The sequence below is a fragment of the Aquimarina sp. AD10 genome, from assembly GCF_003443715.1.
Classification (GTDB): domain Bacteria; phylum Bacteroidota; class Bacteroidia; order Flavobacteriales; family Flavobacteriaceae; genus Aquimarina; species Aquimarina aggregata.
This window is the reverse complement of sequence record NZ_CP031965.1, coordinates 1929906-1942181: the sequence shown is the minus strand read 5'-3', so window position 1 is coordinate 1942181 and position 12276 is coordinate 1929906. Positions and strand designations below refer to the sequence as shown.

The 12276-nt window shown below is 30.6% G+C and carries 12 protein-coding genes; 3 read left to right on the top strand and 9 right to left on the bottom strand.

The genetic code is table 11. The features are described 5' to 3' along the window. Window positions 1-243: 243 nt before the first annotated feature. Entirely contained in the window at window positions 244-1746 is a 1503-nt protein-coding gene (locus D1816_RS08180) for a TlpA disulfide reductase family protein (RefSeq protein ID WP_118502135.1), read from the top strand. A gap of 100 nt (window positions 1747-1846) precedes the next feature. Here D1816_RS08180 and D1816_RS08175 read toward each other — a convergent pair whose 3' ends face one another. From D1816_RS08175 to D1816_RS08165, 3 genes are all read right to left on the bottom strand, one after another. After that, window positions 1847-2269, bottom strand: a complete 423-nt coding sequence (locus tag D1816_RS08175; RefSeq protein ID WP_066318473.1) for a DUF2141 domain-containing protein — start codon at window positions 2267-2269, stop codon at window positions 1847-1849. 204 nt (window positions 2270-2473) lie between these two features. Next, window positions 2474-3301: a M57 family metalloprotease gene (locus tag D1816_RS08170; RefSeq protein ID WP_082832566.1), complete on the bottom strand. Its 828-nt coding sequence runs from the start codon at window positions 3299-3301 to the stop codon at window positions 2474-2476. Window positions 3302-3744: 443 nt separating this feature from the next. Further along, window positions 3745-4278: a GNAT family N-acetyltransferase gene (locus D1816_RS08165; RefSeq protein ID WP_066318472.1), complete on the bottom strand. Its 534-nt coding sequence runs from the start codon at window positions 4276-4278 to the stop codon at window positions 3745-3747. 244 nt (window positions 4279-4522) lie between these two features. Between D1816_RS08165 and D1816_RS08160 the strand changes: the two genes are divergently transcribed. Continuing rightward, window positions 4523-5275: a polysaccharide lyase family 7 protein gene (locus D1816_RS08160; RefSeq protein ID WP_118502133.1), complete on the top strand. Its 753-nt coding sequence runs from the start codon at window positions 4523-4525 to the stop codon at window positions 5273-5275. 76 nt (window positions 5276-5351) lie between these two features. On the opposite strand, the gene D1816_RS08155 is transcribed toward D1816_RS08160, so the two are convergent. The 6 genes from D1816_RS08155 to D1816_RS08130 are packed head-to-tail and all read right to left on the bottom strand — an operon-like array spanning window position 5352 to window position 11461. Continuing rightward, window positions 5352-6686, bottom strand: a complete 1335-nt coding sequence (locus D1816_RS08155) for a DUF58 domain-containing protein (protein ID WP_118502131.1) — start codon at window positions 6684-6686, stop codon at window positions 5352-5354. Continuing rightward, window positions 6686-7678 (bottom strand): MoxR family ATPase, encoded by a 993-nt coding sequence (locus D1816_RS08150; protein ID WP_066318467.1) that lies wholly within the window; start codon window positions 7676-7678, stop codon window positions 6686-6688. Before D1816_RS08150 ends, D1816_RS08155 begins: the two co-directional genes overlap by 1 nt. 3 nt (window positions 7679-7681) lie before the next feature. Then, the gene (locus tag D1816_RS08145) at window positions 7682-8869 is read right to left on the bottom strand and encodes a DUF4350 domain-containing protein (RefSeq protein ID WP_118502129.1); all 1188 of its coding nucleotides are present in this window, start codon (window positions 8867-8869) and stop codon (window positions 7682-7684) included. Further along, window positions 8862-9596 (bottom strand): hypothetical protein, encoded by a 735-nt coding sequence (locus D1816_RS08140; protein WP_118502127.1) that lies wholly within the window; start codon window positions 9594-9596, stop codon window positions 8862-8864. The genes D1816_RS08145 and D1816_RS08140 overlap by 8 nt, the downstream gene beginning before the upstream one ends. Next, window positions 9589-10512, bottom strand: a complete 924-nt coding sequence (locus D1816_RS08135) for a glycerophosphoryl diester phosphodiesterase membrane domain-containing protein (protein WP_118502125.1) — start codon at window positions 10510-10512, stop codon at window positions 9589-9591. Before D1816_RS08135 ends, D1816_RS08140 begins: the two co-directional genes overlap by 8 nt. Next, complete coding sequence (locus D1816_RS08130; protein WP_118502123.1) at window positions 10478-11461, bottom strand: stage II sporulation protein M; 984 nt, start codon at window positions 11459-11461, stop codon at window positions 10478-10480. The genes D1816_RS08135 and D1816_RS08130 overlap by 35 nt, the downstream gene beginning before the upstream one ends. A gap of 40 nt (window positions 11462-11501) precedes the next feature. Between D1816_RS08130 and D1816_RS08125 the strand changes: the two genes are divergently transcribed. Then, complete coding sequence (locus D1816_RS08125) at window positions 11502-12227, top strand: RDD family protein (RefSeq protein ID WP_066318455.1); 726 nt, start codon at window positions 11502-11504, stop codon at window positions 12225-12227. Window positions 12228-12276: the final 49 nt, after the last annotated feature.

Below are 12276 nucleotides of genomic sequence, written 5' to 3'. Positions count from 1 at the left end.
TTTTGTATCTCCTTATGTATGTTAGATAATTTTCTTTAACATTCTGTTCTTGTGAAAACGTAGTGTTGTATTGTTTGAAATTAGAAGAGTTTAAAATTACTCTCAAAACTTTTAACGAGGATAATAGTGACGTTTGTGATGATTTTTGAGGTGCATTTTTGTGTAAACAATATTTTTAAACTAAATAATTAGTTCAAACTAATTATTTAGTTTAAATTAGTCGCCTTAAAAAAAAGAAAAATTATGTTTTATAGAAGTGTGTTTTTAGTTTTGATTATTGGCTTAATTTCATGTAGTCAAGAAAAAATTAGTATAGCTGGTACAATAGAAAAAATAGATCAAAATTTTGTGAATTTTGATAAACGCGGAAACTTTTCTAAGGAAGTTCTGTTAAATAAAGAAAATCAATTTGTCATTAGCTCCGATAGTCTTAAAAAAGGGTATTACACGATTAATAATATTGTGATTTATATCTCGCCTGGTTTTGATCTAAAAATGAAGATTCAAGGGGATAAGGTTCTTTTTGATGGTATCGGTGCCGAAGAAAATAACTTTTTACAAAAATCAAAATTGATTTATGATAGATACCAAACTACTTCAAGTGCTTTTGATGACCTTATCAAAAAGAATTTGAAGGATTACAAAAAAGATATTCATACAGAAATTGAAGAGCTTAAACGTCTACTTAATAGTTCTGATTTTGATAATAATTTTGTTAGTGCCGAACGTAAAAAGCTAGAAGTATTTCCGGTGTTAGCACTTACAACATATGCTGATAATTATGGCGTTAATCAAGACGCATTTAAGAAGGCTAAATTCATGATTAGTCAAGCAAAAGGAGATGAAATGCGACAACCTGAGTTTAGAAAAAAAATGGATAGTCTTCGTAAAGAAACGTTTAGAAATAAATTGCCTAAGAAGAAAATCGATAGTTTAAAATCGATAGTGGATAAGGACATTAATATTAACGATTCTATATTGTTTTTTGGAGAATCTTTAGTGCTTAATACCATTATAGAAAATAAGTTGAGACACTATGCCAGTAAAAATAGAAGAGCAGATACTATAAATAAAAGGTTTTTTCTACCCAATCAATACTATTATAAAACTTTCATTTTAGATTCTTTTACTTACCCACCTCTTAGAGAATATTATCTCTATAAAACTAGTATTACTGGGATAAATGGGAGTACAGGAGTATTTCGAGAAAATTTTCGACAGTTTTATCTAAAAAATAGTGTTGACAAGAATTATATAAATGTTGTAGAACAGGTGATTAAAGAAGCAAAAAAGATTGAAGTAGGTAATCCATCACCAGTTTTTGAAAATTATGAAAATGTTTTGGGAGGAACGAGTAGTCTTGTAGACTTTAAAGGTAAATATGTATATATAGATGTTTGGGCTACTTGGTGCGTACCTTGTAAAAGGGAAATTCCCTATTTGAAAGAATTAGAGGAAGAATATAAAAATAGCACTATTGAATTTGTGAGTATTTCGGTTGATAAAATCGAAGATCGTGATGTTTGGAAAAAATATATAAACAAAGAACAATTAAGAGGTATACAACTTTTAGCAGATCATGATTTTGACTCTAATTTTATAAAATCATATGCTGTAAAATCTATTCCAAAATTTATACTAATAGATCCTGATGGAAATATTGTTTCTAGTAGTGCTCCCAGACCTTCAGATATGAGATTAAAGAAACTTTTTGTGAGTAAAGGTATTGTAAAAGAACAAAGCTAAACTTTAATAAAATTCTTATGAAAGAACATTATTGACATTTATTGACAACATAAATTAAAAAGAGGTTACTTTTTTAAGCAACCTCTTTTTTTAATTGATATTACATTCTAATTTCCATTTCTAAATTTTCAGAATTCACTTCAAATTTAGCTTCTTGCCATACTGGGGGACCATAACTCATATTGTTGTTCGATATACCATAGTTTTCTTTAGGCATTCCATTATCTTCAAAATCCATTCTATTATTACCATTCTTGTCATGAAAACAAGAAATCGCAAATACTCCTTTAGGGACGTTTTTGAATGTGATGGTAGCTACTCCATCTACAATATTACTTTTTTCACCTTGGATAGGAGCGGCTTTTAAAAATGTACTTTCATCATACAGGCCAAATAGTACTTCACCTTCAGAACTAGTTACATTTGGTACGGTTACAGTAATAGTTATTCCTTTGGTTTCTTCTTGAGCTTGAAGAATAAAATTTGAAATCATTAATGCTATTAATAAGGCAATAGTTTTCATAATATATTAAGTTTTGATGTATAGAATTTGTTTTATTTTGATGATTCAAATGTCTATAAATACGAAGCTTTTGCCCAATCTAAACTACCGAGTTGTCGTTTTAATAGGATGAAATGTGATTAACTATTCACAATTAGGAGTTACATAAAAAAAGAGTGGAACAATTTCCACTCTTTTTAAAATTATATATGTTGGTTTTGCTTTTTAGTAAACAAACTGTAAAGCAGTTCTATCTGATCTTGTAAATGGGCGATCACTACCATTACTACAAGCTAGCATCCAAGAACCTGCTTCTGCACCTCTAGGAGTACCAGGAACAAACAATGCGCCGCTTCTACCTTCGGCATCAAAGTCACCACCACAACTAAATGAACGATCGGCAAAATCTGTATGACGGAAACCAATAGCATGACCAATTTCATGTGCAATTACAGTAGGTGTGTCGGCAGGAACATTAGTACCACCAAATATACGAGAGTTTAAAGTGATTGGTGTTGCCGGTCTACTATTTCTAGGAAATCCAGCACTTCTTCCTAAAACAGTACCTCCTCGAGGAGTATTAGGAATGTTTCTTGAAAGTATGGCTATATCAGATCCTCGTTCTCTAAAAGTTCTTCTAAAGGTAACATTTAAGTTCAATTCATTATATCGACTTAGGGCTTCATTAAATGCAGCAACCATATTAGACCCGTAAGAAGAATCTAAATATACATCGATAGTGACATCTCTATTTCTGGGTAACAAATTGGGAGTAACATAATGTTTTTGTTGAATTTCATCATTACTACCTTTATCATTACCTAAAAGATTACTAATCATAGAATCATCTAAAAATATATCACCTTCGACTACGATACCTGATTTACCCTCCATAGTAGCATTATACATTCCTTCAGAACTAAATCCTAAAGATTCTATTTGAGAAGTACGTAATGCTTGTTGGTTATCCTGTCCGTCTTCAAGTTCTGATTGACAAGAAACCAGTCCGGCGATAGCTAATCCTAAAAAGCCGTAATAAACATTTTTTTTCATAATTTTTTATATTAAGAGTTTGTATTAAGGCAGCGAATGTATATAAAAAAATAAAAGTAAATTTTAACAAACTCCAGTAAACACAGGAGGTTTGGGGTGTGGTAAAACCTTTTTTATAAAACTGTTATAGCATAGAAGAGAATAGAATTGCATTTGTTTATTAATAAACATTAAAAGAATTATATATCTGATTTTAGATTATTTAGGTAGTTATAAATATCAAATTTGATTGTCTTGCAAGATGTACGGTAAAAATGTTAAAATTGAATGTGATTACATTCAATATACTTGAGGTTTAACAATAAAATTTTAACTTCTACTAACAAAAATTAACATTACATTTTGTTAAATTAACAAGGTATTCTAATGTTTTGGTTAAAAATGATAGAAATAGTGTACTTAGAAAACGTGGTTGCTGGTTATGTTTTTGAAAACAATTAAACCTACAGATAAAGTCTAAACCCAAAAACAATAAGATTGTCTACAGTAAAATCTAAATCTTCAGATCTTGTAAAGCCCATTTTCTCATACATATCCCATGCTATTTGCATAGCCTTAGTAGAGTGTATAATTATTTGCTTTTGTTTCTCTGTTTTTCCAATTTCGATGCAAGCTTTTGTCAATAGTCTGCCTATTCCTCTTTTTCTAAAATCATGACTTACGGCAAGTAATCTAAATCCAGCTGCTTGTTTTTCTTTAGTAGCGCTACCACCTGATCCATAATATTGCATGTCTCCAAAGTATACAACACCGCCCATTATATCATTTGTAGAAGAAACGCAAACAAGTAACCTAGCCTTGGGTTTTTTGGTTAATTCACCAATGTTGGTCAACATTTTATAATATTCAGGTATTTCTTGTTGGTTCGGAAAATCTTTTAACTGTGAATACGTAGTAACCATTAGTTCTCCAATTTTTTGATATTCATTAGGTTTGGCTTCTCGTATGATATGTTGTGTATCCGTTTTTTTTGTCATTTTTGATGATCTATTTTGTAGTATTTTCTAATTGATGGTTTTAAAATTAATGAATATTATGATTTAGATCATAAAAATTGATTTTAGTCGCATAAATGGACACTTAACATAAGATCAACCGTTAGCGTCTTATGATTGTTTAACAATGTTTAGTATAGTTTTATGATAGGGTGGATTCATAGTTATTTGTTATAGAGGTAAATATGTTCATATTGGACATGTTAACTTTTAAAACTTTTAAATAATGATGATTAAAAATGTAAAAATCAAAAATGAAACCAGTAATTTCTTTAGGTCGAGTTTGTTTTTTTTAATTTCCGCATTCTTATTGCTTGCGTTTTCTTGTTCTAAAGATGACCCTATTGATGAACCAGAATCTAGTGAACTTTCTGTAAATGCTAAAGTCTCAGGAAAGACAGTAGATAAAGCAAAATTACAGATGGGGAAACCAGCGAAAGATAAATCGAATAAACCCAGTGAAAAATTTAAAGGTATCACACACGATGACGCTAGTTTTTCTAGAGATTCTAAGAATGTTTTGGTTTTTAAAGCAAAAGGTAAGTCAAATCGTTCTGAATTAAGGTATAAAAATGGATTTAGTCAAGATGCTAAAAAAACATTTGAAGCCAAGGTTCAAGTTGTTGGAGAGGGTAAAAAACATAGCGGATTTACTGTTATGCAGCTTCATAATGATATTGGTAGTGGCCCAGCTTTAAAAATAGAGTACCATGGTGATAGTAAAGGAAATGGCTATTTTAAAGCTGATTACCGAACAAAGAATGGTGCTAAGAATAAAACACATCGATTAAAAGATGGGACATCAGGAACATTTAAAATTACTTTTAATAAGCGTACTGTTACAATAAAGGGAGGAGATAAAGACTTTAGTTTTACGGTAGAAAAAAATGGTTGGGATGGTAAATTTTATTGGAAAACCGGTGCTTACAATCAAAAAAGTGGACAATCACATTCAAAAATTTCCAATATAAGTTGGTAATTCTTAGAATTCACTTTTCATAAGTTTAGCAAAATAAATTATTCTATTTTGCTAAACTTATAGATTGTTTATTCGTCTATAACAATCCTCTAGCTTTGATTTCTAAATATTTATTAATTGTATTTATAGTAAGATCTTCAGGAGCCGTAAGAATAGAATGTATACCATGCTTACTTAGTTCATTAACAATCATTTTCTTTTCGTACACGAATTTTTCGGCTATTGTTTTTTCAAAAATTTGTTGCGTTGTTATTGCCGGTATGTCTAATAGAGACTTAAGTTCTGTATTTTCAAAGAAAATAATAACTAATAAATGTGTTTTTGCAATAGCTTGTAAATAGGGGAGCTGTCTGTGTAAAGCATCTAATGTTTCAAAATTAGTATATAGTAATAATAAACTTCGATGTGTGATACTTCGTTTAATGTCAATATATAACCTTGCAAAGTCTGACTCAGCAAAATCAGTATTTACATTATACAAAGTTTCTAGTATTAGACTCATTTGACTTTTTCTACGTTGCGCTACAACAGTGTTTTCTACCTTACGTGAAAAAGTAAACATTCCAGCTTTATCTTGTTTTTTAATAGCAATATTAGAAATAACCAGCGTTGCATTAATAGCATAATCTAATAAGCTTAACTCGTTAAATGGCATTTTCATTACTCTTCCTGTATCGACTACAGAATAAATAGGTTGTGATTTCTCGTCCTGATATTGATTAACCATTAAATGGTTTCTCTTGGCGGTAGCTTTCCAATTGATGTTTCGTACATCATCACCGGATACATATTCTTTTATTTGTTCAAACTCAAGTGTATGGCCTATTCTTCTTATTTTTTTTAATCCATATAATTTTAATCTATTTGTAAAAGCTACAAACTCATATTTTTTAAGCTGCAAAAAAGAGGGGTAATTTGGAACCATAGCCTCTGTTGAATATTGTTGCTTTCGAGCAATAAAACCAATTAAGGAGGAAGAAAAAATATTAAGGTTTCCAAAATGATACTCTCCACGCTCTGTAGGGCGTACAGTATATGTGAATTTTCGCTCTTGCGATGGTTTTAATATGGCAGTAATCCCAAAATTTCTTTGTTGAAATTGTATAGGTAGTTCATCAATTATAGATACTTTACTTTTAAATTGGTACCTATTAATTACCGAAAGTGTAATCGTATTTTGATCACCATTGGATAGCTTTTCGGGTAAAATCCTATTGGCTTGTATCCCCAGTTTATTTCTGTAGACCAGAAGTATATCAAAAACTAGTAGTATTAATAGAATATAGAATAATAGTTTAGCAACTCCCAATAGATCTTCAAAAAAATAGGAAACAATGAATAATACCGCTATTGAAAAGAATGCGGTAAAGAATGTTTTTTTTAAGTATAAACTTTTAAAAAAGACTTTCACTATCTAGGTATTTCGATTGTTTCTATAATTTGCATAACTGCTTTTTCTGCAGTAAACCCTTCCATTTCGCGTTCTGGAGTTAGTATGATTCGATGTCTTAGTACAGAAGGTGATACTTTTTTGATGTCATCTGGGGTAACAAAATCTCTACCATTTATAGCAGCCATAGCTTTAGCTGCATTCATAATGGCAATTGAAGCTCTAGGCGAAGCTCCAAGATATAAGTTTCCGTTATTACGTGTGTTATTTACAATAGAGGCAATATATTTTAATAAATTATCTTCTATAATAATACTTTTAATGATCTCCTGATATTCAGCTATTTGTTTTGCGTTTAAAATAGGTTTAATCATTTCGGTAGCCACGGCACTTTTTCTGTGATGGTGCCCTTCAAGTATTTTAACTTCTTCCTCGACTGATGGATAACCCACATTTATTTTAAAAAGAAATCGATCTAATTGTGCTTCAGGTAAGGCGTATGTACCTTCTTGTTCTATTGGGTTTTGTGTAGCAAACACAAGAAATGGAGCTTGCATTTTATTTTCAATCCCGTCTATAGTTATTTGGCGTTCTGCCATAACTTCGAACATTGCGGCTTGTGTTTTTGCAGGAGCTCGGTTAATTTCGTCAATTAGTATAATATTAGAAAATATTGGACCTTTTTTAAACTCGAATTCAGAAGTTTTTACATTAAATATCGACGTCCCTAAAATGTCACTAGGCATTAAATCTGGAGTAAATTGAATTCTGCTAAAATCTACTTGCATTGTTTTAGCAAGTAATTTGGCAGTTACTGTTTTTGCAACTCCAGGAACCCCTTCTATTAGAGAATGACCATCTGCTAGAATAGAGATAATTAAAAGCTCTATCATATCATGCTGACCGATAATAACTTTACTTAACTCGTCTTTGATTTGTTGAACGGCATCTTGCAGATTTTTTAGATCTATTCGACTGTTAAATTCTATAGGGTTTTCATTCGTTTCTTCCATAATCTATAGTATAAATGCTTCAATTCTTTTGTTTAATTCGATTAGATCGGCCTCGCTATGAGTGGCTCTTCCTTTTAATGTGTTAATCAAGTCAATTAATCGTCTCGTATCCTCAAGTGAGTGATTACTTTTTACTGCTAATTTATCAATAAACTCAGCATTTAGCTCATTGGTATTTAGATAATATTGACTCCTTAATTTTTCTAAGAAATAGGTGATTTTTTTAGATATGATATCACTGTAATCTTTATGCTGAAAATAAAGATCTCCTATGGTCTTAGCAAACTCTATCGATGTGTTTTGTAAGGGTTCTACAACAGGAATAATACGTTGTTCTCTTTTACCTCTGAAAATCACGAATACGAGTAACCCAAAAATCAACAAGTAATAAGCCCATTGCAAGGGTACCTGATTAAGTACAAATCGCATAGGTGAGTCGATTACTTTACGACCATCTTTAAGATAATCGTCCCAATATATGGCAGATTGATCTTCTAAAAAAGCAAGACTTGTGGCTGCGTAATGATCGTTACCTTTTAACATATAATAATTAGAAAAGGCCTGTGGAAGCGTATTTAGAAATAAATTACCTTTTCCTTCTGAGATTTTTATAAAGTTTACTTGGTTAAGAGCCTCTTCGTCATTTTTAAAATGCCCTAAAACAGTAGTTTTTGTAGTGTCAAAACTCTTAAAAACACTTTTGTAAACACCTTTTTTGTATGTTGGTAATGAATCTTTTTGTAACGATTTTGAAAAGAAAGTAGGTGTGATTTCTTCTTCAGTTATTTGATAATCAATATCTGTTTCTATTTTTAAAGAATCTTTTAAGAAATTTCCGAAAGAACGCCCAGCAATAAAGACATCGTTACCTTGTTGGATAAATTCTATAAGTTTTTCATAAGACCTTTTATCAAAATTAAAGGAAGAGTTTACAAATAAATAAGCCGAGTTTTGATTGTAATTAGAGTCACTTAAAAATTGATAAGGATTTTCAGAAACTAGATGCACGGCTTTATCCTTTTTAGAGTCCTTGAGTTCATTGTATAGGATATAACTACCAAAAGGAATTTTGTCTACAGAAGTGTAGCTAGATTTCCAATTTATAGGTTTAGGCCTTGTAATTTCGACTATAATGATGGTTAATAATGCAACCCCAAACAATAGTAATATGTTTCTTGATTTTTTATCCAAGGTTGTTCATTTTTGTTTGTAATTGATCAAATGATTTTTTAGCACTATAATACCTTTCTTCGTCTAGTTCAAATTCGCCATACCAGATATAATCATATAAATAAGAGACTCTATTAAAATTCTTTTTTAATGTAGTATCACTAATTTCTCTGGAATAATCGGTATTCGTTTTTTCAAAATGATAATCAATTATTTTATTAATTGATAAATCTTGTAATGCTTTTAAATACATGTATCGTATGGCTAAGCGATAGTCTTTTTCTGAAATAGCGTTAGCAATAAGCTCGTTAAGGTCAATATTTTCGATATGTTCTTCACTAATGTTAATTGGTGCTACCATATTATCCTTGTTTCTAAAAAATGATACGGCATCTTTACCAGTAAGTACACGTATTACAAAATAGATAGCTGCTCCAATTAATAAAAAATAGATAATGTTTTCAATTAATTTTGCTACTTCTGGGTTTACATTTATTCCAAAGATATCGCGTATACCATTAAATAACCAATCAATAGCTCTGGCTAGAAAGTTTTGAGCCTCACCTTCTACGGTATCATAGTTAAATTCATCTCCATTATATTTCTCATTAAGATGATCAGAAAAATCATCGATAGTTAATGAACTAGTATCAATTGAAACAACAAGCGAATCTTGAGTCTCAGGAAATGAATAACTAATTTGAGTTATACAAACTAAACAGAATATGTAGTATAATTTTTTATTCACCAGCTCCAATTTGATCTATTTTCTCACGAGTGTGAATATTATATTTTTCTTCATGTAAAGAGAAGTAAAGCACACCATTAACAAGCTGTGATAGAGATTGCGAGTAGGCCATTACAACGAGTAAAGCACAGAGACCAAAGGTAAATATGATTTTAGCAACAATAGAGTTTTCAAAATCAAATCCATTTTCTACAATGTGATATGTATAGATGCCAACGATAAAACCTGGGATTGTGAGGATTAACAGTATTAATATTCCGACAAGAATTCCTAAAACAAAGTTACTGCCAATACATTTCCAAAAATTGTCTTTTACCAAATCCCATCCTTCTCCTAATGCGTCTCCTGGGCTTTTATTTTCAGATAGCATCACCATAAATGATATCCCCAACCATGATGATATCCCAAGACTTAATACAACACTGGCAAAGAATCCAAGTACAGGAATGATACTGATAATAAAATTGACAATACTATATGCGATATAGATAACAATTAGCAAAAGAATAAATAAGATGATTCGCCCTAAATTATTAACCACTATTGACCAAACATCTTTTCTGTTATCAATGATTTTTTTTTCTTTATTATAACTTATAATATATGAAGATGCCAGACTGTAATTTAATGCAGCTACGGCTATAAAAACCATAAAGAAAAGTATAAACCCAAGTCCAATAAGCAAATTAGATTCTGTTTCTGTTGAATTACCAAAACCGGATTCGCTACTAAAAACACCAATAAAACCTGTTACCATGAGATAACTTGCACCTAATAGTAAGAAAATAAATATACCATTGTAGGCTATAAATACATTTGTAAAGCTTTTTATATTTTGCTTAAGAAAATCAAAATAGGTAGAAATAATTTCTCCAAGATCTCTACGCTGTTTTAATTCTATATAGTTGTCGTTCATTCGCTTTATTTAAAAGTATTGGATATATAATGTAATAAAAAATAATGAGTCCTAATGAACTAAAAATAATAAACATTGCTAGCCATACGGGCATATTAGAATATCTTGTAATAAATCCTTCAATAAATCCTGCAATAATAAAAAAGGGTATTGTACTTACTACAATTTTTAACCCATCTTTAGCACCTTTCATAAAAGAAACTCTTCTAGAGAATGTCTTCGGAAACAGAATACTATTACCCATCACAAGTCCAGCACAACCTGCTATTACAATTACCGAGATTTCTATTGTTCCATGAAGCCAAACAGATTTAGAAGCTTCAAAAAGTAGTCCTTCGTTATAGAAAAAAGTCATAAAGGCTCCTAGCATTATTCCGTTACTAAAAAGTATATATGCAGTTCCGATAGAAGTTATAACACCAAAGGCATAAGCCAGAAAGGCTACTCTAATATTATTGATAGTAATTCCTAAAAATGATCCTACCATACTACCACTTTTATAAATTCCTGTAGGATCGCCTTTTTCGATATTACTTAATGTTTCATTTACATAAGCATCACCTAATATCAATCGTAAAAAAGAAGCATCATTAAGAGCAGAAATTATGCCTATGCAACATGCAACGCCAAAAATAATGAAGGTGTAGAATAATGTTTTTTGATGCTGATAAAAAAATAAAGGGAATTCAGTTTTCCAGAAGGATACGACTCTATTCTTGTTTTCTTTTTTGTTACGATATATTTTTTGATGTGCTTGCGATGCTAAAGAATTAAGGTATAAAAGTGTCTTACTATCTGGATAATAGGTCTGGGCATAAGATAGATCATTAGTTAGCTGTATGTAATAATCAGCAAGATGATCTGGACTAATCTTTAAATTTTCTGTTATAGCTTTTTCAAAAGCTACCCATTTTTCCTTATTTTGCTTCACAAAAGCTGCTTCCCGCATCTATCGAATTTTAGGGATAAAGATAATCACTTACTTGTAAATGGCAAATTTAGCGATCAATACTACTCAAAATGTAAACCTAGCATACAAAACTGTAGGTATAGGAGAAAGAATGCTTTCATTTTTAATAGATGCAGCAATATTATGGTTGTATTTGTTAATTGTAGAATTTGCCACTAGCTTACTGGGTATGGCATTTAGTGATAATTGGACAGTCTTTGGTATACAATCATTATTATTTCTGCCAATATCCTTTTATTCATTGTATATGCATATTATTTTTAATGGTAGAACAGTAGGTAAAATGATTGTTAAAACAAGAGTGGTTCGGGTTGATGGATTACCAGCGCATTGGAGTAATTATATGATAAGGTGGATGTTGAGATTAGTTGATATTTGGATGTTTTTTGCATCTATAGGCGTTTTAAGTATTTTGTTTTCTAACAAGCATCAACGAGTAGGGGATGCAGCAGCAGGTACGGTTGTTATTAGTACAAAGCAAAAAGTTAAGATTTCACATACTATTTTGGAAGATGTAGAAGAAGAATACCAGCCTAAATTTTTGAATGTAACTAAATTGTCGGATAAGGATGTTCGCCTTATTAAAGAAACATATCGCATTGCCGTAAAGTCTAACGACTTTAGAACGATGACCGAATTGCGAAATAAAGTAGAAGAAGTTCTTGATGTAAAATCAGAGCTATATGATAAACAATTTTTAGATGTTGTTTTAAAAGATTTTAATTACTACACGCAAAAGATTTAAGATACTACTGTAGACAATACATACAGTAAATTGATTTTATTGTAATTTT